Origin of the sequence: Pseudoalteromonas rubra (genome assembly GCF_005887115.1) — a bacterium.
Taxonomy (GTDB): Bacteria; Pseudomonadota; Gammaproteobacteria; order Enterobacterales; family Alteromonadaceae; genus Pseudoalteromonas; species Pseudoalteromonas rubra_F.
Genome location: NZ_PNCJ01000005.1, coordinates 234,307 through 258,283, shown reverse-complemented (window position 1 = coordinate 258,283; position 23,977 = coordinate 234,307). Strand labels below are relative to the sequence as shown.

General features: G+C 44.8%; 22 protein-coding genes. 12 read left to right on the top strand and 10 right to left on the bottom strand.

Annotation, left to right across the window (positions count from 1 at the left end; all coding sequences use genetic code 11):
* The first annotated feature begins 281 nt into the window (after positions 1-281).
* From CWB98_RS02040 to CWB98_RS02025, 4 genes are all read left to right on the top strand, one after another.
* Positions 282-2,204: an ATP-dependent DNA helicase gene (locus tag CWB98_RS02040; RefSeq protein ID WP_138543313.1), complete on the top strand. Its 1,923-nt coding sequence runs from the start codon at positions 282-284 to the stop codon at positions 2,202-2,204.
* Complete coding sequence (gene tsaB / locus CWB98_RS02035; RefSeq protein ID WP_138543312.1) at positions 2,194-2,880, top strand: tRNA (adenosine(37)-N6)-threonylcarbamoyltransferase complex dimerization subunit type 1 TsaB; 687 nt, start codon at positions 2,194-2,196, stop codon at positions 2,878-2,880. The genes CWB98_RS02040 and tsaB overlap by 11 nt, the downstream gene beginning before the upstream one ends.
* A 48-nt stretch (positions 2,881-2,928) precedes the next feature.
* On the top strand, positions 2,929-3,216 hold the full coding sequence (locus tag CWB98_RS02030) for a hypothetical protein (RefSeq protein WP_138543311.1): 288 nt from the start codon (positions 2,929-2,931) through the stop codon (positions 3,214-3,216).
* A gap of 134 nt (positions 3,217-3,350) precedes the next feature.
* Complete coding sequence (locus tag CWB98_RS02025; protein WP_138543310.1) at positions 3,351-5,402, top strand: EAL domain-containing protein; 2,052 nt, start codon at positions 3,351-3,353, stop codon at positions 5,400-5,402.
* A gap of 41 nt (positions 5,403-5,443) precedes the next feature.
* Here the strand turns inward: CWB98_RS02025 and CWB98_RS02020 are convergent, their stop codons facing one another.
* Complete coding sequence (locus tag CWB98_RS02020; protein WP_138543309.1) at positions 5,444-6,745, bottom strand: alkaline phosphatase; 1,302 nt, start codon at positions 6,743-6,745, stop codon at positions 5,444-5,446.
* 135 nt (positions 6,746-6,880) lie between these two features.
* Here CWB98_RS02020 and CWB98_RS02015 point away from each other — a divergent pair, with 135 nt between their 5' ends.
* From CWB98_RS02015 to rnd, 3 genes are all read left to right on the top strand, one after another.
* Positions 6,881-7,765, top strand: a complete 885-nt coding sequence (locus CWB98_RS02015) for an alpha/beta fold hydrolase (RefSeq protein WP_138543308.1) — start codon at positions 6,881-6,883, stop codon at positions 7,763-7,765.
* Between the two features lie 122 nt (positions 7,766-7,887).
* Positions 7,888-9,537, top strand: coding sequence for a long-chain-fatty-acid--CoA ligase FadD (gene fadD, locus CWB98_RS02010; RefSeq protein ID WP_138543307.1), 1,650 nt, complete (start codon positions 7,888-7,890; stop codon positions 9,535-9,537).
* Positions 9,538-9,577: 40 nt separating this feature from the next.
* Positions 9,578-10,711 (top strand): ribonuclease D, encoded by a 1,134-nt coding sequence (gene rnd, locus CWB98_RS02005; RefSeq protein WP_138543306.1) that lies wholly within the window; start codon positions 9,578-9,580, stop codon positions 10,709-10,711.
* 47 nt (positions 10,712-10,758) lie between these two features.
* Here rnd and minE read toward each other — a convergent pair whose 3' ends face one another.
* Genes minE through minC form a run of 3 tightly spaced genes read right to left on the bottom strand, consistent with a single transcriptional unit; the run spans position 10,759 to position 12,540 of the window.
* Positions 10,759-11,022, bottom strand: a complete 264-nt coding sequence (gene minE / locus CWB98_RS02000) for a cell division topological specificity factor MinE (protein ID WP_010381216.1) — start codon at positions 11,020-11,022, stop codon at positions 10,759-10,761.
* Between the two features lies 1 nt (position 11,023).
* The gene (gene minD / locus CWB98_RS01995; RefSeq protein ID WP_054016622.1) at positions 11,024-11,833 is read right to left on the bottom strand and encodes a septum site-determining protein MinD; all 810 of its coding nucleotides are present in this window, start codon (positions 11,831-11,833) and stop codon (positions 11,024-11,026) included.
* A 5-nt stretch (positions 11,834-11,838) separates the two neighbouring features.
* Positions 11,839-12,540, bottom strand: coding sequence for a septum site-determining protein MinC (gene minC / locus CWB98_RS01990; protein WP_138543305.1), 702 nt, complete (start codon positions 12,538-12,540; stop codon positions 11,839-11,841).
* 143 nt (positions 12,541-12,683) lie between these two features.
* On the opposite strand from minC, the gene CWB98_RS01985 reads away from it, so the two are divergent.
* Positions 12,684-12,965, top strand: coding sequence for a YcgL domain-containing protein (locus tag CWB98_RS01985; protein WP_054016620.1), 282 nt, complete (start codon positions 12,684-12,686; stop codon positions 12,963-12,965).
* Positions 12,958-13,977, top strand: coding sequence for a lytic murein transglycosylase (locus CWB98_RS01980; protein WP_138543304.1), 1,020 nt, complete (start codon positions 12,958-12,960; stop codon positions 13,975-13,977). The genes CWB98_RS01985 and CWB98_RS01980 overlap by 8 nt, the downstream gene beginning before the upstream one ends.
* A gap of 75 nt (positions 13,978-14,052) precedes the next feature.
* Here the strand turns inward: CWB98_RS01980 and CWB98_RS01975 are convergent, their stop codons facing one another.
* The 4 genes from CWB98_RS01975 to CWB98_RS01960 form a co-directional block, all read right to left on the bottom strand.
* Complete coding sequence (locus CWB98_RS01975) at positions 14,053-15,051, bottom strand: cytochrome d ubiquinol oxidase subunit II (RefSeq protein WP_138543303.1); 999 nt, start codon at positions 15,049-15,051, stop codon at positions 14,053-14,055.
* Positions 15,044-16,387 carry a cytochrome ubiquinol oxidase subunit I gene (locus CWB98_RS01970; protein ID WP_138543302.1) on the bottom strand — a complete coding sequence of 448 codons (1,344 nt, stop codon included), beginning with the start codon at positions 16,385-16,387 and terminating at the stop codon, positions 15,044-15,046. The genes CWB98_RS01975 and CWB98_RS01970 overlap by 8 nt, the downstream gene beginning before the upstream one ends.
* 122 nt (positions 16,388-16,509) lie before the next feature.
* The gene (locus CWB98_RS01965; RefSeq protein WP_046005214.1) at positions 16,510-17,055 is read right to left on the bottom strand and encodes a GbsR/MarR family transcriptional regulator; all 546 of its coding nucleotides are present in this window, start codon (positions 17,053-17,055) and stop codon (positions 16,510-16,512) included.
* Between the two features lie 167 nt (positions 17,056-17,222).
* Positions 17,223-17,813, bottom strand: a complete 591-nt coding sequence (locus tag CWB98_RS01960) for a carboxymuconolactone decarboxylase family protein (RefSeq protein ID WP_138543301.1) — start codon at positions 17,811-17,813, stop codon at positions 17,223-17,225.
* A gap of 80 nt (positions 17,814-17,893) precedes the next feature.
* On the opposite strand from CWB98_RS01960, the gene CWB98_RS01955 reads away from it, so the two are divergent.
* The gene (locus CWB98_RS01955; protein WP_249364577.1) at positions 17,894-18,475 is read left to right on the top strand and encodes a MarR family winged helix-turn-helix transcriptional regulator; all 582 of its coding nucleotides are present in this window, start codon (positions 17,894-17,896) and stop codon (positions 18,473-18,475) included.
* Between the two features lies 1 nt (position 18,476).
* Here the strand turns inward: CWB98_RS01955 and CWB98_RS01950 are convergent, their stop codons facing one another.
* On the bottom strand, positions 18,477-18,932 hold the full coding sequence (locus tag CWB98_RS01950) for a nuclear transport factor 2 family protein (RefSeq protein WP_138543299.1): 456 nt from the start codon (positions 18,930-18,932) through the stop codon (positions 18,477-18,479).
* Between the two features lie 80 nt (positions 18,933-19,012).
* The gene (locus CWB98_RS01945; RefSeq protein WP_171045561.1) at positions 19,013-19,210 is read right to left on the bottom strand and encodes a hypothetical protein; all 198 of its coding nucleotides are present in this window, start codon (positions 19,208-19,210) and stop codon (positions 19,013-19,015) included.
* A gap of 308 nt (positions 19,211-19,518) precedes the next feature.
* Between CWB98_RS01945 and CWB98_RS01940 the strand changes: the two genes are divergently transcribed.
* Both CWB98_RS01940 and CWB98_RS01935 read left to right on the top strand, forming a co-directional pair.
* On the top strand, positions 19,519-21,123 hold the full coding sequence (locus CWB98_RS01940) for a sensor domain-containing diguanylate cyclase (protein ID WP_138543297.1): 1,605 nt from the start codon (positions 19,519-19,521) through the stop codon (positions 21,121-21,123).
* 271 nt (positions 21,124-21,394) lie between these two features.
* Positions 21,395-23,965: a putative bifunctional diguanylate cyclase/phosphodiesterase gene (locus CWB98_RS01935; protein WP_138543296.1), complete on the top strand. Its 2,571-nt coding sequence runs from the start codon at positions 21,395-21,397 to the stop codon at positions 23,963-23,965.
* Positions 23,966-23,977: the final 12 nt, after the last annotated feature.

The following is a 23,977-nucleotide window of genomic DNA, read 5'->3' as shown; positions in this document are numbered from 1 at the left end:
ACGGGCTGTCTCACAAGCAAAAGGCCACCGGGGTTATAAAATGAATTAGCGCATTATATTGACAGGCCCCAACTGCGCCAGGGCGGCAAAGCCAGACACCTCTTTTTTTTAAGTATTCGCAATGTGGTATAACAACACTCCCTGTGTACCAAAGAATGTTGAAAAGGTTCTGATGTAACGCTTTGCAAAGCCACACTGACTTGACTAAGCCATACCGATTTGCGCTTACCCTTTACATGCCATAAAATTGCGTCGCCCAGTCATTATTCAGTGCTTTAATTTTGTCTATCACACAGATTTTTTCAGAAAACGGTCCCCTGGCTCACCATTTTAGTGGTTATCAGCCAAGACAACCTCAAATCGATATGGCTGAAGCCATAGATAAGGTAGTCAAAGAGGGCGGTCAGTGTGTGGTAGAAGCGGGAACTGGTACGGGTAAAACATTTGCTTATCTGGTTCCGGCGCTGTTGAATGATAAAAAGGTCATCATTTCGACCGGCTCTAAAGCATTGCAGGAACAACTCTACCACAGAGACTTGCCCGAACTACTCAAAGCGCTTGGTAAGGGTCGCAAAGTGGCCTTGCTCAAGGGCCGGGCGAATTATCTGTGCACTTATCGTTTGAATGAGCACGTGGCGCATGTACCCAGTGACGATCCTGATGTTATGCATCAGCTGGCGATGGTGGCTAAGTTTGCCACAGAAACACAAAGTGGCGACCTGGCTGATTGTGTGGGCATTGAAGAAGACGCCAAAGTACTGCCTTATGTTAATTCCACTGCGGATAACTGTTTAGGGAAGGACTGTCCTGACTTTGCAGAATGTTATATACGTAAGGCAAGGGTTAAGGCAGCTGAAGCGGACCTGGTAGTCATTAACCATCATCTGTTTTTCGCCGATATGTCAGTCAAGGAGTCTGGCTTTGCTGAGTTGATGCCGACCGCAGATAGCTATATTTTTGACGAAGCGCACCAGCTGGGTGAAATTGCATCGGATTACTTTGGGGAATCCATCAGTACCAAACAGCTACAGGCGCTGATCAATGATTTAAGGTTGATTTATCGCAGTGATATACCCGATATGCTGCAGCTGGGTAAAACGCTAAATAAACTGGAGACCAGTGTCGCGGATCTGCGACTGGTGTTTGGCAGCGATGGTGCCCGGGGAGATTGGCGGGAAAAGCTTCAGGATAAAGTGATATGCGATGCGCTTCACAGAGTGATCAGCAATCTGGATTTTTTATATCAAGTACTCAAACTATGTCTCGACCGTTCAGACAAAATTGAACATCCACTGGAGCGCGTCTTATCTTTTAAAGGGCAACTTGATAGAGCTTTTGACGTTGGTTTGTCTGGCTTTAGCTATTGGTTCGAAACGACTCGACGATTTTTGACAATTCATATCACGCCTTTGGATGTCTCCAGTCGGTTTAAAGACATGATGGCTAAGAGCGAAGCCAGCTTTGTCTTTACCTCCGCAACTTTGTCAGTGGACAATAGCCTTGCGCACTTTAATGCCAGTCTGGGGCTTGAGCCTGATCATCATGCTATTGTAGACAGTCCGTTTGACTATGAGTCGCAAGCCATGCTCTGCCTACCTCGCTATCTTCCTGAAAGTAAAGATGAGCTGATGCCCCATGCATTGGTAAAGATAGCTAAGCAGGTGATTAATGCTGCCAAAGGCCGAACATTTTTACTTTTTACCAGTTATCGGGTAATGCACCTGGTATACGAAGGCTTGAGTACAGCAACTGAATATCCTGTGTTTATGCAAGGGCAAGCCTCTAAGCGTATTATTCTGGAGCAGTTTGTTCGCCATGGTAATGCGGTACTTATGGGCACCGCATCGTTTTGGGAAGGGGTTGACGTGCGTGGTGATACGCTAAGCTGTGTCCTAATTGATAAGCTACCATTTACTTCTCCTGATGATCCCCTGCTGCAGGCACGGATGAAGGATGCACAACTGCAAGACAAAGAGCCGTTTGATGATATTCAACTTCCTCTTGCTGTAATCGCTCTAAAACAGGGGGTAGGGCGTCTGATCCGAGACAAAAAAGACAAAGGTGTGCTAATTATTTGCGATAATCGTTTGGTTACGCGAAAATACGGGGAAACCTTTATTAAAAGTTTGCCTGCCATGTCACGGACTCGTGATTTGGATAAGGCGTTGTCATTTTTAGAGAATATTGACCAGCATGAAATATAATTTGCTTGCCCTGGATGCTTCAACAGAAGCACTCAGCCTGGCGTTGTCGTACAACAACAAGATCTATCGTCATTTTGAAGAATGTCCTCAGCAACATAGTCAGAAAATACTGCCCTTGATCGAGCAGATTTTGTCTGATGCTGGTTGCGAGTTAAAAGACCTGGATGGACTTGTGTTTGGACGTGGTCCCGGAAGTTTTACCGGGGTACGTATAGGGGTCGCAGTCGCTCAGGGGTTGGCTTACTCAGGTAATTTGCAATTAGCGGGTGTTTCGACATTACAAGCGATGGCCCAACAAGCATTTGTCCAAACAAATGCTCAGCAAGTCCTGGTGGCTATTGATGCCCGGATGGGTGAAGTTTATCTGTGTAATTACACCAGAGGAGAGAATGATCAGGCCGTAGCACTGGGTGAAGAAACAGTGATCAAGCCAGAGCTAATAGAGGGTGATTATCAAGGTGTATTAGCTGTGGGTACCGGCTGGCAGACATATTCAGACGTTGCCGAAAAGCTATTATTGGATGTGAATGCCGATATTACTTTGCCTCATGCTGAGTATATGCTCAGTACAGGTGCTGAACAGTTTGAATCCGGGCAGGTTGTTAATGCCGCTGACGCTCAGCCGCAGTATGTCAGAGATACGGTCACCTGGCAGAAGTTGCCCGGGCGCGAATAACAGGCTAGTCTTAAACTGGTGTGTTGTGTATTTGAGTGACAAAGACTGATGAAAATCAACCAGCTTGTTCAGAATCAGGATACTTATCAGCTCAGGCAGTCGGTTGCTAAACCTGCTGCCAGTGATCCTGTTACGCCCGCCAAACCTGCTGCGCAGCTAAAGTTTTCGGAAGCCGGCGTAGCGCTTGCGCAGCAGTACAATGCAGACAAGCGCGACGTTATCTACGACCAACCCAGTTACAAAAACAGTGTTGCCATGCAAGCCTATAGCGCCATCCAAAATCAGGATCGGCGCAGCGAAGTACAGTCTTTACTTGGTGTCAGCATTTACGCCTGATCTACCATCTCTCAATGCTATTCGTTCACGTTTGCTCAAAGCGCACGCTCGCTTGAATATTTTTCAGCAAAAATTTAGTCAAATCATTTGTTTTAATCTGCTTTTGGAGTAGTGTTAAAAGAAAAGAACAATTTATGGTTACGAGTTTGCTGAACAGATTTAACCAGTTTGCACTCAAGCTTTCTTCAAATACGATTGTTTTGTCTTTGCGGGAAGGCTATATCGCTCTTATCCCGTTTTTTATCGTTGCCTCCGTGATCACCCTTTTAAATCAGTGGCTTGGCGACGACTTAGGCAAGCTTAAGTATCAAGCCTTAGGCGATTTTAATACTTTGGTTTGGGGGATATTTCCCTTACTAACTTTAATTTCTTTTAGTTACTATCTGTCAAAAAACCTAAAAATCCACACCATTGCTGGTCCTGTATTAGTGCTTGCCTGTTTTACAGCGACAACGGGCTACATAGAAATAAGCCAGGGAACCCTGACTATCGTGCATAGAAACGGGATGTTGTATTCGCTACTTATGCCTGTGCTTTGCTGCTATTTACTTTCACATATAGAGCGCATTCGCTGGCTCAGACTAGTGGGGATAAGCTCAATTAGTCTGTTTTTACGAAAACACCTGAATCTTATCATTCCTTATATTCTGGTCACTGCTTTGATCTTATTTGTGATCCCTGTGTTTGACCATTTTACAGGACAGATCCACAGTACTTTAAAATTGCTTAATCCCACTTGGAATGTGTTCGAGAAAATTTCCGCCCAGTTGATTTTTTCACATTTACTGTGGTTTATCGGCGTCCATGGTGACAATACTTATCATTTACTGGTTTCCGGTGAACTGACCGATTATCAGGTGTTGCCTCAGCTTTCGAGTTATGACTTTTATACCTGCTTTGTGATTATCGGTGGAACTGGTTGTATCTGGGGGCTGATCATTGCATCAATGTTACTAAAAAATGCACGCCATGAACGAAGCATCGCCATGATAGCATCGCCACTGGCCCTGTTTAATATTAGCGAGGTAATGCTCTATGCACTGCCAATTGTATTTAATCCTTATTTGCTCATTCCTTTTTTGCTTAGTCCGCTGCTCAACGCATTAATCGCTTATACCTGTATCTCTACGGGGCTTATTTCTCTGGACCCTGCAATGGATATTCCCTGGTTTACCCCTGTTTTTGTTAGTGGCTGGCTGCTGACACAGAATTTCAGTGGTATTGCGCTGCAAGTGGCGCTGATAGCGCTGAATGCTTGTCTCTATTTTCCATTTTTAAAGTTTAATCGCGATCATAATTTATCGGGAAAAGCGTTGGATGTACTGCTTAAGAGGTTTACAACAGGCAGGCTGATTGAAGCCGGCGCGGAAAGTTCATATACGCGCTCCCAACGAGAAGAGCAGATCAATGTTCATAGTTTGAAAGAAGTCACAGATGCACTGAATAGAGGCGAGCTGATGCTGTTTTACCAGCCCAAAATTAACCCCTACACTAAGGACGTGGTGGGATTTGAAGCGTTGCTGCGTCTCAAAGACCCAGATGGTCGGGTACAGGGGCCCTGGTTTCTGGCAACGTTAGAGCATCATTCACTGTTGCACATCATAGATAATTTTGTTATCGACCAGTTGGAAGTGGACTTGGAGCAATTTGCCCGGGATGGGTTCAGGCCAAAAGTGAGCTTTAATATCTCACCGCAAAATTTGCTGACAGGCGGCTATAAACGCATTGTAAAGGCGTTTGCCGATTACCCTGGGCAAGTTGAAGTTGAGCTGCTCGAATCGAGTTATATAGAAGACTTTAATCGGACGGTCGATGTAGTAAATTTACTTCGTGAACATCAGATTGCCTGCGCAATGGATGATTTCGGTACCGGCTATTCATGTCTTTCGGTGTTGTCCAAACTCAATATAGATACCATTAAACTAGACCGGAGTTTATTGCCTGAGAGCTATAACAGTAAGTCTGTGTCTTTGTATACCAACCTGTCTGAGATGATTGCTAAGCTAGGGTTTAGGTTAGTGGCGGAGGGGGTAGAGACTAAAGAGGAAGAGAGTCTGGTTAAGCAATCACAGGTAGACTGTGTGCAAGGGTTTTTATATTACAAGGCGATGCCTATTGATGAGGCAATGGATTTATTAAAAAAGCAGCACGAATCTCATCAGGACATTAAAAGCCAAGTACTTTGATGATAATGGGCCTGGCGTTCAGGCCCATTATACATGACGGGTTACTTGGCTATATAGGAGATGAGCTTATCTGCGATTTGGGTATTGTTTAAAGAGCCAATAAAGGCATCTCGACCTTCTCCGTAGGCAAAAATTTGCACATCAATGGCGGTATGTCCTTTGGTGGTCCATCCCGTAAAGCTTGCATCATTGATCAGCTTATTAGCTGCCTTGTAAAGCGCTTCTTTTGACTCCTTTTGCGCACTTGTAAGATGCTTTTTAGTTTCTGCATCAAAAGGTAGGCCTGTTAATTCAATCCAGGCTTGCTGCATTTGCTCGGGCTTCATGTCGTACAGGGAGTTGGTTATTTCTTTAACAGAGGCTGTTACCTTCGCAACAACGTCTGTCTTCCATTCATATACGCCATTACTTCCAAGGGTTAGTCCCCCGGTTGAGTGGTCTGCAGTGACAACCAATAAGGTATCTGGATTAGCGTCCACATATGCCTTCGCAAGAGAGATCGCTCCAGCGAAATCATCCATCTCTTTCATTGCACAGGCTATGTCATTTGCATGGCCACACCAGTCAATTTGACTGCCCTCAATCATGACAAAAAAGCCTTTTTCATTGTGTTTGTGCAACAATGAAAGCGTTTTATCGGTCATAGCGGAAAGCCGGTTTGGCTGATCACTATCTATGGCATGAGGAAAGGCAACGTCTGCGAACAGGCCTAAGGCTGGTAATCGGTTTAGTGCGTTTAAATTGCTAAAAGCGTCTGTGTATTGATAACCCGCCTGCTTAAATTCGTTAACCAGATTTCTGTCTTCACGGATGAAGTATTTTGTACCTCCACCCAGCATCAAATCGACAGGAAGCTTGCCTGCAATCTTGTTGTCGATGTAATCATCGGCAATTTCGTCATAGTTGCGGCGCGATTCGTTGTGCGCTGCGAAACTTGCTGGTGTAGCATGGTTAATCTGTGAAGTTGCAACCAATGCGGTTGTCATTCCTTGCTCTTTTGCCATTTCGAGCATGGTCTTCAGCGAGTGTTTATGTGTGTCGACTGCAATAGCGCCATTATAACTTTTTGACGCGGTACTGAGCGCCGTTGCGCCCGCCGCACTATCTGTGACGACAGTATCATCATCAGGATACGTGTGAGCCATCCCAACCAAAATAGAATCAAATACGGTCGGTTCAACAACTTTCGTTTCGTGATTGTCTTGCATGTAGCGGTAGGCAGTAGTAAAAGCCGGGCCCATACCATCTCCAATCATGTAAATGATGTTCTTTGGTGCCGCGAGGGCAGTATTAGGTAAGGTACAGCCCAGTGCTAACGCTATGGCACTAATTTTTCGTATCATTGGTGGTCCTTAATTTCCCGTGTGTGTGCTCGCCTTGGTGCAAAAACACTCACTGCTGATGGGTGATTAATGCTTTGAACGCGAGCTAGAATGCGTAGAATATTAATGTAAACCGCTCAATAAGAATATGAATTTATGTTGATTGCTAATAAAAATAAGATAAAACAAGGAAAGGTTGCCGGGTACGCTTACCAGGAGTTGGGTAAGGGGAAGCGGACGGTGTTGATGTTACATGGTTGGCAGGATAACAGTAACAGTTTTTTGCCAATGTTATCAAAGCTATCAAGTGAACAGCTTGAAGAATTCAGATTTATAGCCTTAGATTTTCCAGGGCATGGCCAGTCAAACTGGCGAAGCTCCGATGCTCATTATTACTTTGTTGAATATGTTTATGATATCTTGAGTTTTTTTCGTTATATGGAACTAGAACGCTGTGATATCGTCGGACATTCGATGGGAGCATTGGTTGGTGGGTTGTTTACCAGCCTATACAGGGAAAAAGTGGGTTCCCTGACATTGATAGACGGTATAGGGCTTCTTTACCAAAGCGATAAAAACGCCAGACAACAGTTGCTGCAAGCTTTTACGGCGCGCGAAGTATTCGATGAAAAAGATAATTCAACCAGACGACTGTTTGCAGATAAGCAGGCGATAATTAAAGCTCGGGTTAAAGTCAGCGATTTCAACGAGGAAATTGCTGCTATATTAATGGAGCGAAATATTGAACTGAGCGAGAAGGGGGCCTGGTTAACAACTGACCCGAAACTGAAACTCCCTTCGACAACACGGTTTTCGCGTGCTCAGGCGCTTAGTTTACTGCAAGACATTGAAACCCCAACATTAGCTATAATGGGGACGTCTGGGTTTGCACAGATGAAGCATAGTTTGGCACAATTTTCCGAATGTTTTAAAAGGTTTAGATGTGTTGAAGTCGGTGGTGGGCATCATTGTCATATGGAAAGCGCGGATCAGGTGTTAGAAAAGACCTTAACGCATATTAAACATCTGAACCTTTCCTGATTGTATATTTATGCCAAATGTGGGACTATCCCAGCTTTAGAGTATTTACTCAATTGTTTATGTACCTTAATTATATTAAGGTAGGTTCAATATAAAAAATAACGAGAACACAGGAGCTAAGAGTGGAAAAAATCTGGTTAAAGCGCTACCCCGAAGGGATGCCCGAAACAATCGACCCAGAACACTACAACTCGCTGCTAGAATTATTCGACAACAGTTTTAAAGAGTTTGGCCAGTTACCAGCCTATAGTAACATGGGCAAAACAATGACTTACCAACAAGTTGATGAAGCGACTAAGGCCGTAGCCAGTTACATTCAAAATACCCTCAAGCTAGGCAAAGGGGATAAAGTAGCGGTGATGATGCCAAACCTGTTACAGACACCTGTAACAATTCTGGGCGTGCTGCGAGCCGGTTGTACCGTGGTAAACGTTAATCCACTGTATACCGTACGCGAGCTTGAACATCAGCTAAATGATTCTGAAGCGAAAGCAATATTCATACTGGCTAACTTTGCCCATACACTCGAAAAGGCACTGCCTACAACGGGTGTAAAGCATATTGTTGTAACCCAAATTGGGGATATGCTGGGTGGATTCAAAAAGCATTTAGTCAACTTTGTGGTCAAAAAGCTTAAGAAAATGGTCCCAGACTATACACTTCCTAATGCTTTACCTTTTGCACACGCTATCAGTGCTGATCCTGGCCTGTATAAGGTACCGGATATCACTCTGAATGACCTTGCATTTCTTCAGTACACGGGGGGGACAACCGGGGTTTCTAAAGGGGCTATGCTGACCCATGGAAATATGGTTGCAAACCTGGAACAGGTATCTGGGTGCCTAGATAAAGTACTCGATAAAGGACGTGAAGTCGTTATTACAGCATTACCGCTTTATCATATTTTTGCATTGACAGCTAACTGCCTCACCTTTATGAAGTATGGTGGCCACAATATCCTGATCACCAACCCTCGCGATATGCCAGGTTTTGTCAAAGAGCTGGCTAAGTATCCATTTACAGCCATCACAGGTGTTAACACCTTATTTAATGGTTTATTGAATACCCCAGGGTTTGCAGATCTTGATTTCTCTACTTTGAAGATGTCTCTGGGCGGTGGTATGGCAGTGCAGCGTCCTGTTGCGGAGCGATGGCAGACAGTGACTAAGAGTAAGCTAATGGAAGGTTACGGGCTGACAGAGTGCGCGCCTTTAGTGACGATTTGTCCATGGGATCTTGATGGATACAATGGTTCAATCGGTTTACCAGCCCCAAGTACTGAACTTAAAGTGATCAATGATAGTGGAGAGGAAGTGCCATTAGGAGAGCCAGGCGAGCTGTGCGTCAAAGGTCCCCAAGTCATGGCTGGCTACTATAACCGCCCTGATGCTACCGCTGAATGTCTGAAAGACGGCTGGTTCGCAACGGGTGACATTGCAATTTATGATGAGGAGGGCTTCTTCTATATCGTCGACCGTAAAAAAGACATGATCTTAGTGTCAGGGTTTAACGTGTTCCCGAACGAAATCGAAGAAGTTGTCGCGATGCACGATGGCGTACTGGAAGTAGCCGCTGTTGGCGTACCACATGAGGTCAGTGGTGAACAGGTTAAAGTTTTTGTCGTGCGAAAGGATCCATCTTTGACAGAAAAAGATATAATAAAGCATTGTCGCGATGAGCTAACCAATTATAAAGTCCCTAAATTGGTCGAATTCAGAGATGAATTACCAAAGACCAATGTCGGCAAAATATTGCGTAGGGCATTAAAGTAAAATGAAACCGGCGAAAGCCGGTTTTTTATAGGGAGTAAATGTGCAGTATCAATTTATCCAGCAGCAAGCAGAGCTCGATGCCTTTATAGCAAACCTGTCAGATAGTCAGGTGTTGGCTATAGACACTGAATTTATGCGTCGCAGAACTTTGTATCCTGAGATTGCCTTGATTCAAGTCTACGATGGCGAGCATCTGGCGCTGATAGACCCGCTGAGTGAGCTAGATTTTTCAGGTTTATGGCGTTTACTTCGCGATGAGCAGGTTGTTAAGGTATTGCATTCACCCTCTGAAGATATTGAAGTATTTCAAAAGTTCGCGGGCTTTGTGCCAACACCTCTGTTTGACACGCAATTTGCGCTGCAATTGCTCGGAGAGGGTAATTGTGTGGGGTTTGCCAATATGGTCAAGTCGATGCTCGATATCGAGCTTGATAAGAGCATGTCCAGAACGGACTGGCTAAAGCGTCCATTGCAGGCAAGTCAGCTGGAGTATGCCGCAGCAGACGTATTTTACCTCTTGCCATGTTATCAGACCATTAGCAAAAAGATTGCCGAAAAAGGGTTATCCGACATAGTGATGTGTGAATCGCAGCTGATCGCCCAAAAGCGGGCGTTCAGAACGCCGGATCACTACCTTTACCTGAGTATCAAAAATGTCTGGCAGCTCAAGCCACGCGACCTAGCCATCTTAAGAACACTGGCCAGTTGGCGACAGAATAAAGCAGAGAAGAAGAATTTGGCCCTAAACTTTGTGCTAAAAGAACATAATATGGTCGAAATAGCAAAACGCAGACCCAGCTCTTTAAATAGCTTGCGAAATGTGCCGGGTGTTGAGCCAATGGAAGTGAATCGCTCAGGTAAAGAAATTCTCGCCTGTATTGAAACGGGTAAAGCGGTAGTAGAATCAGAGCTACCTGCACGCGTGCAGCGGCTGATTGACTACCCTGGTTACAAAGGGGCTGCGAAAGAAATAAAACAGGCAATCGCAGAAGTGGCGAGGGAACATGATATTCCGGCGGATGTGTTTGCATCGAAAAAGCAGATCAATCAGGTAATAGGCTGGAACTGGAAGTTGGATGAACAGCAGAGAGAGACCTTCCTGAAGCCTGATCTATTTCAGGGTTGGCGTCACGAGATACTTAAAGACGCGCTGTCGAAGTGGCATATTGCCTAACGCGAAGATGAAAAAGCCGCACAGTGTGCGGCTTTTTTATTGTTGTTTTATTTTTGCTCATCATCCGGAAGCGTTACGTTGAGTTCCAGTACCGCTAAATCATCTTCATTTTGCTCAAACTGCACATTGACTGCGTCAGAGTCTACCTTGACATACTTACGGATCACTTCCAGTATGTCCTGCTTCAACTGAGGCAGATAATCGGGGGTGCCACGCTTGGAGCGTTCATGGGCAACGATTATTTGTAGCCGCTCTTTAGCCAGCGATGCGCTGGACTTTTTCTCGGATCGAAAATAATCAAGTAAAGACACATTAACCTCCAAAAATCCGCTTTAGCAGTCCTTTCTTTTCAACATTCAAAAATCTGAAGTCGACGATTTCACCCAACAAACGATTGATGGCATCGCTGTATGCCTGACCTGCATCCGACTCTGTATCCAGAATAACGGGTTGTCCTGAGTTAGACGCATTTAATACCGCTTTAGACTCAGGGATGACGCCGAGTAAATCAATGGCCAGAATTTCCTGGACATCTTCGACCGATAGCATGTCGCCGCTTTCGACGCGCTCCGGGTTATAGCGGGTAAGCAACAGGTGCTCTTTAACCGGCTCCAGGCCATCTTCTGCACGCTTTGACTTGCTTTGTAAAATGCCTAAAATGCGGTCAGAGTCACGTACAGAAGATACTTCCGGGTTAGTAGTGACAATCGCTTCGTCAGCAAAGTACAAGGCCATCATTGCACCGGCCTCGATGCCCGCTGGTGAATCGCAGATGATGAAATCAAAGTCTTCCGACATTTCTTTCAGTACGCGTTCAACGCCCTCTTTAGTCAGGGCATCTTTGTCGCGAGTTTGTGAAGCCGGCAAAATATAAAGCTTTTCAACACGCTTATCTTTTATCAGTGCCTGATTCAGATTGGCTTCACCGTTAATGACGTTGACAAAATCATAGACCACACGGCGTTCGCAGCCCATGATGAGATCTAGGTTACGCAGGCCAATATCAAAGTCGATAATGGCTGTTTTGTATCCTTTAAGTGCCAGACCTGTGCCGATCGCTGCACTTGATGTGGTTTTACCTACACCACCTTTACCTGAAGTTACGACAATAATCTTTGCCATCTGAATTATCCTTTGACCAATGCTGTTAATTCTAATGATTCGTTATTTTGTGAAATCTGACAGGCTTTGCCCCAGTGTTCTCCTTGTAAAGAGTCACTGATCCAATAACTGCCGCCCACCGAAACAAGTTCTGCTTCGAGTTTTTGGCAGTAAATGCTTGCCTCATGATTCCCTTGCGCACCAGCGATAGCACGTCCTCTAAGCGTGCCATAGATGTGAATATTGCCATCGGCAATGACCTCAGCTCCATGACTCACAGCCCCCAGTACAATGAGGTCTCGATCCTTTGCATAAATTTGTTGCCCAGAGCGTACTGTACTGTTAATAACCTGAGCGCCGAGATAAACTTCTTTTTCCACCACTTGCGTGTCAGGACTTTCCTGCGTTACCGGCTTTACGTCTTTAGTATAGTTAAGTACGGAGAGGCCTATTTCTTTCGCCTCAGCATTGTGCTGTTCTGTACCATTACAAATACCAACCGGATTCAGTGCCAGCTCTGCAAGAATGCGTTTTAAATCGCTGAGGACAATACTCTGTTCCTGGACGTCGGCGAGATTGATGACGATAGGTGCTCCTTTAAAAAACTTAGGAGCCTGGGAAATCTTATCGCTCAGTTGTTGTTTTACATTGCCAAGGTCGGCGTCGAAGAGATGTAAAACTGAGAGTGTAAACAAGTTTCCCTTCAATTCAAAAGACTGTGTAGACATAAGCGCTCAATACCAGTGCGAACTCTGATTAATATTGTTCTGACCCCGTACTCTGTACGTTTGAGAGTCGCAAAACTTTCCAAATAGTATATAGGTCATGGTATAGTGCTGCTCTAAGATTAGCAAGATTTTATAGGGTTATAATGCTAGCCGCAGTATATAAAAGTAGTAAAAAAGCCGATACTTATCTTTTTATTGAAAAACGAGACGATTTTAGCAAAGTCCCTGACCCTTTAATGGCGACTTTTGGCACGCCTATATTCGTAATCATTGTGGATTTAGCAAAACGCACAAAACTTGGGGTTGCTGATTTAAGTAACGTTAAGCAAAAATTAATTGATGATGGGTTTTATTTGCAGCTGCCACCTCCACAAGAAAATCTTCTGGACGAATTAAAAAGACAAAACGGAGTAAAAAGTGACTAAAACACTATCCGCATTATTAGTATCTTTATGTCTGGCGTCGCAAACCGTGAAAGCGGATGACCAGGCGCGCTTCGATAGTTACGTAGAAGTGCTAAAAGCTGAGGCTCTCGAAAGAGGCTATGAACAAGCTTTGATTGACAGGGCATTCAGCACAGTTAAGTTTAAAAAGAAAGTAATTAAACAGGACAAGAACCAGCCAGAAATAGTAGAGACGCTGGAAACATATTTACCTAAGCGTGTACCAGACTGGAAAGTACAGCGTGCAAGAAAGCTCTATAAAGAAAACAAAGAGTTGCTGGATAAAATAAGCAAAGACTTCGGCGTGCAGGGCCGCTTTATCGTTGCCTTATGGGGGCTCGAAAGTAGCTTTGGTCGCGTACAGGGCGGCTACCCTGTGATCAGCTCACTCGTTACTTTGGCCTTTGATGGTCGTCGTGAAGCCCTTTACAAGCGTCAGTTATGGGCTGCATTGGATATTCTGAAAGATGGTCACGTCAATATCGACAACTTCAAAGGTTCCTGGGCTGGCGCCATGGGCCAGTCTCAATTCATGCCAACCTCATTCAACTCTTATGCCGTTGATTACAACAATGACGGTAAAAAGGATATCTGGACCAGCAAAGAAGATGCATTGGCGTCGATAGCAAACTACCTTAAAAGCGTGGGCTGGAATGACAATCTGACCTGGGGTCGTCAGGTAAAACTGCCAGAGGACTTCCCGAGCCAGTATGTGCTTAAGCGTGGTTCAAAAAACCATAAGCAATGGCTGGAGTTCTGGCGCGATTCTGAGCGCTCACTCGAAGAGTGGCAAAGCCTGGGTGTAAGACGTGCAGATGGCACTGACTTACCTAAGGTAAATATTAGCGCCGCTTTAGTTATGCCCGATGACATGAACGGTCGTATGTATCTGGCTTATAACAACTATAAAGCGCTGATGAACTGGAACCGAAGCTACTATTTCGCAACCAGTGTAGGTTATTTATCTGATCGTATTGGCTATCCGAAAATCTAGTCGTTCAGATAAAATACAACAATAAAAAAGGCAGCGTGCGGGCTGCCTTTTTGGTTGGGCTAATGCAAGTGAAAATCAGTAGTAGCTCAGGTCTTGTGTTTTGCCCCAGAAAACCCGATAAGAAAATAAGGTGTAGCCAATGATTGCCGGCACTACCAGCACCACGCCGTAAAGCATAAAGGTGAGGGCAGACGGATCAGCTAGCGCGTCGAATATGGTGAGCGTACCTGGCACAACATATGGAAAGAAGCTATAAACCAGACCAAAGAAACACAGTAAAAAAATCATCACTGTGATGGCAAAAGGTAACCAGCAACCATAGCTTGGATTTTGGTTTAGTTTTACCAGCACTCTGTCCTGTATGATAAAGAGTACCATGCAGATCAATGGCAGTGGCAGCATTAGCAGGCTAATCTCGGTACCAAACCAACGTGTCTGAACGTAGGCGTTAATCAGCGGGTTAACCATGGAGACGGCCAACACGCCCAGCAAAGCAATGAGGTTACTCAGGCGACACCAGCGAATAGCAGAGTTTTGTATCTCACCTTCACACTTCATGATCAACCAGCCTGCCCCTATTAAGGTGTAAGCGGCAATTACACCGACGCCGCTGAGTGCCGCGAATAGGTGACTCGCCAGGCTGTGTTCAAAAGACATCACATACAGGCCCAGCATATACCCCTGCGTAAAGGCGGTGATCAGGCTACCCAGTTTGAAACAGCGATCCCAGGTTTGCCGGTAACGAGTTTTTGCTTTGGCACGAAAATCAAAAGCGACCCCTCTTAAAATTAATCCCAGCAACATAAACGCAATGGGCAAATAGAGGGCCTGCAAGATAATCGAGTGGGCGGTAGGAAACGCGATTAATGCAAGGCCTACAGCCAGCACCAGCCAGGTTTCATTGGCATCCCAGAAAGGACCAATTGACGCTATCATGGTATCCGCTGCGGGTTTATTGTTACCCGGTAACAAAATACCGACCCCCAGGTCATAGCCGTCCAGTACAGCGTAAACGATAATCGCCAGTGCCATCAGCGCACTATAAAGCAAAGCAAGATATTCAGCGCTAAACATATTGGCCTCCCTGAACAGGTGTTGTCTGATACTCTTCAACTTGAACGGCATTGCGCGCGGTGTAAAACAAAGTTTTTATGTAAGCCGTCAGTAAAACTGCATATAAAGCCAGGTAACCAATCAATGTTAGTAACACATGTTCGCTGGGAACGGTCGTAACCAGCTCCTCAATTTTAACCAGACCATTGACCATAAATGGCTGGCGACCAATTTCAGTGACATACCAGCCAGCCAGCGTGGCAATCCATCCTGAAAATGTCATGACTACTAAAGCTTTCAGCTGCCAGGTTGGTAGAGTTGAGTGCTTCCATAAGGTATAACGGGCCACTAAGGCGACGAGTATCATCAGAACGCCTATCCCTACCATGATCCGAAAGCCGAAAAACACAGGTTTAACAGGAGGGTGCTCTCCTTTGAACTCATTTAGCCCTTTGATTTCGCCATCTTTATCGTGCGTGAGGATCAGACTAGCCAACTTAGGAATAGCGACTTCAAAGTGATTAGTTCTGGTTTGCTCATCCGGCAAGGCAAAGAGCAACAAAGGCGCACCTTGTTCGGTTTCCCAGACACCTTCCATTGCGGCTACTTTTTGTGGTTGGTGCTCAAAGGTGTTCAGGCCGTGCAGATCGCCGACAAACATCTGCATTGGAGCGAGCAGGGCTGCGACCGTCAGCGATACTTTTAAGGTTAGTTTAGGGGCGTGCTTATGATCCTCTTTAAGCAGTCGATACGCGCTTATTCCAGCCATCAGAAAAGATGCGGTGAGGGCGCTTGCTAACAACATATGAAAAAAGCGATAACCAAATGACGGATTAAAGATGATCTCAAACCAGTCTTTGGGATAGAACACGCCATCTACCAGGGTGTAACCCGTCGGGGTTTGCAGCCAGCTGTTTAAAGACAAGATCCAAAAAGCCGAAAGAGTAGTGCCTATAGCAACGATGAGTGTCGCAAAGGTATGCAGGCGCGGACTGACACGTTTCATGCCAAACAGCATAATGCCTAAAAAGGTGGCTTCCATAAAAAAGGCGGTGAGCACTTCGTAACCAAGTAAGGGTCCTGCTATGTTACCAATGCGCTCCATAAATCCGGGCCAGTTGGTGCCAAACTGAAAAGACATGGTGATACCACTGACGACGCCAAGCGCAAAAGTGAGGGCAAATATTTTTACCCAAAAACGATAGGCCCGAAGCCAAACCGCTTCGCCGGTTTGGTCATAACGGAATTTGAAGAACACCAGAAACCAGGCCAAAGCAATGGTGATGGTAGGAAAAAGAATATGAAAGCTTATATTTGCCGCAAATTGAATACGCGACAACAGTAGGGTATCAAGCATGACGCACCTCGCATATTATATCAGCCTGGTCGAGCCTGAGTCAGGCAAACGGTGACTGATACGAATCAGCGCGCGGGCACGAACCGCGCACAATGAAAAAATCCTTTTCAAAAGCCACTCTTTTAAGATTTTCTGAGTAGCTTGTCCTTCAAATCAATCACCTTGCTAACCGACGAGCCGAGCTTCATCAAGGATTGCAATTGCTCAGGTGTCAAGCGTTGCAGTTCGGCAGACCACTTGGTCACTGTCTCCAGCAAGTCGTGGATAGATTGCATTTGCTCTTGCGCGTATTTTTCTTCTGGTGAATTCGCGCTGTCGAGAATCTGATCGCGCAACAAGGTTAGGGTGGGGTCAATTTCACGCTTACGGCGTTCTTCAAAAACGCGGTTTGCCAGGTCCCAGATACTGCCATTTGGCGAATAGTACTCTTTTCTGTCACCGGGAATATGGTGGACCTTAACCAGTTGCCATGATTGCAGCTCCTTGATCCCCATGCTGACATTGCCCCGCGATATTTTGAGTGCTTCAGCAATCTCATTGGCCGTTAAAGGCTTCTCATTGATGACCAGCAGGCCAACCATTTGGCCAATGGTGCGATTGAAGCCCCAGCGGCTTCCCATCTCTCCGCAATGGAGAACGAAGTTTTCGATTTTAGGTGATAGCTGCATTTTTAAAGTTTCAGTAATTATTGAAACTTTAATATATAGTGCGTTTTGATTTGGATCAAGCCAAATATTCGACTAATTTAGAGGGCAGGTGAAATTAAAAAATGGGAAAGCACAGATGTTTACTTTCCCATCGGTTGAAGGATGTTCTTATCTTGGATATTACACCTTTATAATGCGTGTTTGCCTGTTTCCCAGCGCTCATTCAGCAACGTTTCACCCGCATCAATGGCGCCTGGCTCTAATGTTGTCGCCATAGAGTCGTTCCAGCGATTGAGATAGCCAAACAGGGCGATCACACCAAGAATTTCAACGATTTCCCCGTCATCCCAGTGCGCTTGCATGGCGCTTTCTATCGAGGCGTCTACGGCGTTTGGCACGCTGGATGCGGCCAGGGCAAATTCAAACGCCGCTTTTTCTGCGTCGCTATAGACTTCGCTGTCACGAAACTGCCAGATTTGATCCAATCTTTCGTCAGTACCACCGTAACGTTGTGCCGCAAGAATGGTATGTGCTTCGCAGTATCGACACCCAGTGTTTGCACTGGTGATATACCCTATCAGTCTTTTAAGTTCTGATGTAACCCGGCCATGGTTTTCCATGACTGCCTTGTTCAGGTTGATGAAGGCACGGGCAATGGCTGGTCGAATTTGCATGGTCAGCACACTGTTGGGGCAAAAACCAAGTGTCTCATTAAAAAACTTTGCTAATTCTGCGACTTCCTGATCATGTTCTTGTGACAATGGGTTAACTAAAGGCATACTGTTTTCCTGTTAATGTTTATATGTTGCATATGCAACAACTATATGTGTAGAGGTACAAATTGTCCAGTGACAATGAAATGAAAATTGCTATTGCTAACAGAAAACGTGCTTTGGCAGTAACAAACCCAAAAAAAGACGCACTTGATCTGGCTGCCCATGTGCCTTTTCAGGTTGCTGTTGTAAGTAATCTTTTATCACTAGACCGTGATCCGGTTATTCGTTCCTTGACTGAGCTCAATACTCGGGAGTTGCGCGTGTTGCTCAACGTGGGGTCCTATGGGCCAATCACAGCTGCTGAAGTAAGCTATCAATCTCGGCTAGACCCTTATTCAGTCACGCGGGCGGTGAATGCCTTATTGAAGCTTGGGTTGGTGCAGCCAACGGAAGTAACAGGTAAAAGTAAACCTGTAGTATTAACCGCTGACGGTGAAAATATTTACCACGAAGTCACTGCGCATGTACGAAAGAGGGAGCAGAGGCTTACAGCGCATATGACAGAAGATGAAAAGGCATTACTCGAAACCTTGTTGATTAAACTTGAGCTGACAGCAGAAGAAATATTGGCAAACGAAGTGACAGAGATGGAAGCACAAGGTCAAGTGGTAACCCGCGACCACAAAGAAATGCTACGTTGGCATAAACGTAGCAGATACGGATAAGTTAGAGCACGTCCATGCGGTCGATAACGACATTGCGGTTATTGAATAAACAGCGCACGGAGTCATAGCTGAAGCGGTCAAGGTAGCGGCCGTTGATGACTTTTGTTATTTCTGGCTGAGCTTTGTTCTTTAGTAACAAGATGAAATGTGATTCTGCTTCCAGTTGGTCATCGTTCAGGTAGAATCTCGAAGATGTCATCATATGGATGGTATTGGTGTTGCTACGCGCTTTATCAAAGCGCTCGACTATTTCTGTTTTACCGTCCAGTGCTATATTGAGTTTCTCAACTGTAAAACGGGCACTGTCAGTAAACAAATTAGCGTATTGTGCTGATGTGCCATTATCGCGTATTTCCGGATACGCATAAACAAGTGCCTTGCAGGCGCTTTCCTGTGATGGAGGGGAGAAGGATGCACAACCGCCAATAAATAACAGCGGTAAGAGTAGACGATACATTTGTATGGCCCCTGTTAATTAAGTGTGTGTGGATAATTACACATATTTAATCAGTGGCCAAGGTAGGAATTTAGGTTGCCTTAGTGCTTTTTGTTCGCGTGTTTACTTGCGCTTCTAAAAGCTTCTCGAGCGGCAATCATGCGGTATCCGAGTGCACAGGCAATATAAACTAGCACTAATGCGCTACCTGCGAGTAAGGTCTCTTTATCCTGAACGAACATCCATAACATTGCCAACGCGATACTCGCGAAAGTAAAGTGTGTAACGAGTGGATTCATTCTGGCTTTCTTTTTCATTTCGATAAAACTGACTTGGCTAAATATCGAACATATTATAAATCACATTGTTCTGATGTGATAGTAATTTCCGTTTTTTATTATTTTACCCAATCATAAAGTGCTGTGTTTTTATTCCTTTCTCATCCTTTTCATAATTTCATTTGTATCTGCTTGAACACATAAGTTCCACAAATCGTACATGGAAACGAATTAGGCACAGAGAATTTGACCCAGAATAAGTTCTTCATCCTGCAATATTTTACAATAGTACAGGTCGCAACGATCGTGCTTGAGATAGGGAGGATGTAGTGAAGGTAACCGAACGTAGAAAGCTGGACCTTAAGCAGCTTATCTTATTACTAGTAAGTGCTGGGATTGTTTTGTCCGTTTTTAGTGCACTAATGGCCAGCTATCGTGTGCATGAACGTGCTTTTATTAAAGATACTTTGGCATCGAATCAGGCTTATGCTGAAAAGCTCGCAGAAGTTACCGAGCTGTTCTTGCAGTCCTTGAATAGTCAGTTGCGAGTAAGCGCGGGTCACATTGCAATTCACTTTGAAGATCGTAACGCGATAAATGCAGAGCTAGCAAGGTTGTTAGCTCAGACCAATAGCTTTGATTCTTTGGTGGTCATAGATGCAAAGCGCAAAGTGGTCTCAGCCCAACCTTCAAGTCTTGAGCTAACAGGTCATACCTTAGACTCGTCGTTAGCATTGCCCATTGAGCTCCAGGCGCCCCATATTCTTGACCCATTTATATCACCAGCGGGTAATCTTATGGTCAGTCCGACCTTTCCGATTTTTGCCACCGACGGCACTTATCTCGGGTTTATCGCAGGAGGAATCTACCTGCAAGGCGATACCATCTTAAACCAGCTACTGGGTACTCATCATGTATCGGAGCATTCATATGTGTACGTGATAGACGAGGATAAAAGGCTCATTTACCATAGAGATAATAAGCGAGTTGGCGAGCGAGTCGTCGGTAATCTAGCGGTGAATAAGGTACTAAGAGGTGAATCTGGCGCAACAGAAACCTTAAACAGTCAGGGTATCAATATGCTGGCCGGTTTTGCTCCTATATCCAGCACTGGTTGGGGAATTGTGAGTCAACGTGCGCTGACCAGTATAGTGGCTGAATTGGATCTGACACATAAAAACGTCCTCTATTCAACGTTGCCATTCGCGTTGGCAATCTTATGCGTGACATTAATAGCCGGTTTTGTAATAGCCAGGCCACTTGCCCAGCTGGCGCAAAACGTTAGTTCTTTGAGCCCCCGCAACTTACGCTGTATTGATCAGACGCCAGCGTGGTATTTCGAGGCTGAAAACTTGAAATCTGCGATTCTCAACAGCTCTGAGATGCTCGGTCAGGAGATAAAAGAACTGGAGCAAGACAGAAAAATGGACCCACTAACCAAGCTCAACAACCGTTTTGCTATGCAGCTATGGCTGGACAATGTGAAAACAATGCAATATCAGTTCTCTGTGCTAGCTTTAGACGTGGACCACTTTAAATCTATCAATGACGAGTTTGGTCATGCTGTCGGCGACGACGTGTTATGTGCACTTGCAGGAGTCATGAAGAAAAATGCCAGATGTCATGACTTTGTCTGTCGAAGCGGAGGGGAAGAGTTTCTGATTTTTATGCCATTTGTAGATGAAAAGCGGGCTTATAGTATTGCCGAGCGTTTGCGCGTTGCGATAAGTGAGCACCCCATGCCGACTCAGAGGCCGGTAACAGTGTCAATTGGTATTTCCAGTTGGCCGATGAATCGCAAAAGCATAAAGGATACGCTTGAGATGGCAGACAAAGCACTCTATCAGGCAAAACGTAACGGCCGCAACAAAACATGCCAGGCACAAGCCCACAGTGATGCAGCGAACAATGACGTTGCACAACATGCGGTTTAACGCACGTCTGTTATAAACATTGTACTGTTTTATAAAGGAGTGTTTGAACCTCGTTCTGTGTTGTGATATGAATAATATCATATTGCTGGTCAGACGTTATAGTTGATACTCTAATCTGATCACGATAAGCACAGGGATTGACGATGCTCAGAAAAAAGTTCGATTTATTGATCTGTATCGAGAATAAGACTTGCTTTTAATTCTATCATTGCAATTTATTAAAATACCTGTTGATATTGAAAACAATAAAATATAAGAACTTAGCCGAAAAATGACTTTTTCATTCAGTACTTTTTACAATTTGTGCAGCAGCGAAGCGCGCTATGAACTAGCGCTCGATTTGATCTATGAGAAATTCAAACCGGCGCATTGCTTGATTGGCAAATTTATTGATGCCGACACGCGTGTTAAAACGGTCGCTTATTCTGTAGATGGGAAAAGGTCAAATGATATCATTTATGATCTTGAAGGAACGCCCTGCAACGATGCCAAAACCAGCCAGGGAGTGTGCTCTATTAGCTGTAATCTGCAGCAGATGTACGCGGAAGATGAAATCCTAAAAATATTCGATATCGATGGCTATCTGGGCGTTACTTTACGTGCGCTCGACCATAAGCCGATCGGTATTATGGTCTGTTTGTTTGATGAAAAAGTAGAGGTTAGTGACGACGACCGCCATTGGTTTAGAGAATTAAGCTTACTTGTAGGGGCGGAGCTTAACCATAATCTAGAAATTGCGGCACAGCAAATTCTGGTCAAGCAATTGGCAAAAGGCGAACGTATTGCAAAACTGAGTTCCTGGACTTGGAATATCAGCCGGGATAAGCATGTGTTTAGTCACGAAATGCGCCGTTTGCTGCAACACAGAGAAGAAACCCTGACGTTAGATGACTTTACCGATTGTCTAACCGATGCGGATCAAAAACGGCTCAGAGTCATTATCCAAAAGCTTCGGACGGGTCATTTGGACTATATCGATGTCAACGTCACTCATAAAAAACGCACTAACTTAAGAGGCCTATACAGGATTATAGGTCGTGTCGAGCAGTGTGAAGAGCAGCGTGATGAACGTGTATTCAGTGCGACGGTGCAAGATGTTACTTACATCTACTCTTTGAATAAGCAGCTGGAACTAACCAATGTCGTGTTCGAGCATGCTACAGAAGCAATTATGATCACCGATGGCGAAAACAAAATCATCATGGTGAACAAGGCTTTTGAGCGCCTGACAGGGTATACGGGTCATGAATTGATGGGGCGTGATCCTTCTGTACTGTCTTCAGGTCAGCATAGTAACGATTTTTATCATCAAATGTGGAACAGCTTGATGAGTGCTGGTTGCTGGAAAGGTGAAATATTTAACCGGCGAAAAAATGGTCAAATCTTTCCGGAAGAGTTAACACTTAGCCTGGTAAAAGATGAGCAGGGCGAAATACTCAATTATGTTGCTATTTTCCGTGATATTACAGAATGGAAACGTAATGAGGCGCAGCTGACCTTTTATGCAAACCATGAGCCTCTGACGGCACTGCTGAATCGGCGTTGCTTCATCGATATAGTTGAAGAGAAGATATCTGCCAGCCGCAGTCTGCATACACCCTGTTCCCTATTGTTTATTGGTCTTGATCACTTTAAAGAAGTCAACGATATTTATGGCCCGGAAATAGGTGATAAAGTCTTAGTGTCTGTAGCAAAAAGACTGAGGAACGGGATCAGAGAGAATGATACGATATCTCGGTATGGCGGCGATGAATTCGCTATCTTACTTGACAACACAGACGTAAAAAGTGCCCTGCAGGTTGCTAAAAAGCTAAGTGACAAGATTAAACAACCATACGTTTTCAACGATTTGACCGTTGAGCTCAGTGCAAGTACCGGGATCGCACAGCTAGAAAACAGAGGCAGAATCACCGCTGCTAAATTTATACGCAATGCAGCACACGCACTAGAAAGTGCTAAGAAAACTCATCGAGGACATGTTGCTTTACATAATGCAGCCATCCAAAATGCTTATCTGAACAAGATCAAGCTAAAGGACAAACTTAAAGCAGCATTGAAAGCAAATTTACTGACCGTTTACTATCAACCTATAGTCGATGTACAGCGCAGAAAAATCGTCAAATTTGAAGCCCTGGTAAGGTGGTTCGATGACGAACAGGGGATGGTGTCACCCGGTACCTTCATTCCCATCGCGGAGGAATTCGGTTTAATACATATGATAGGCCAGTTTGTTTTGGAAAAAGCCTGCCAGGACCTTAAAGTGTTACATCTTCATGGATATGACGATGTCAGTATTTCTATAAACCGCTCGGTTAATGAGTTTAAGACCAGTAATGATCAGTTCAAACTGGTCACTGAGGCAATCTCCAACGCTGACGTTCCTTTCGAAAAAGTTACGCTTGAAGTCACTGAGTCTATGGCGACAAATCGTTACACCTGGGAGCTATTGTCCAAATTAAGAGAGCAGGGTGTGAAAATTGCGCTTGATGACTTCTGTACTGGTTACTCCTCTCTTAGCCACCTGATAGAAAATCAGGTCGACTACTTAAAAATAGATAAATCGTTTGTGGATAGTCTGATGGCAGACAGAAACAAAAAGGTGATGATCAGCTGTTTGCTTAACCTGGCTGAAGAGCTGGGTATTAAAGTTATCGCTGAAGGGGTCGAGTCTCAGAGTCAGTTGACTATGCTGGAACAACTGGGTTGTCATCATATACAGGGTTTTTACTATAGCCCTGCTCAGCCATTATCTGCATGCTTGAGGTTGCTACAAGAATTTAATTCTGGCCAAGTGTTTAACGACGAACTCATGTATATCAGTAAGTCGTCACAGCAACATTAACGAACAGGGGCC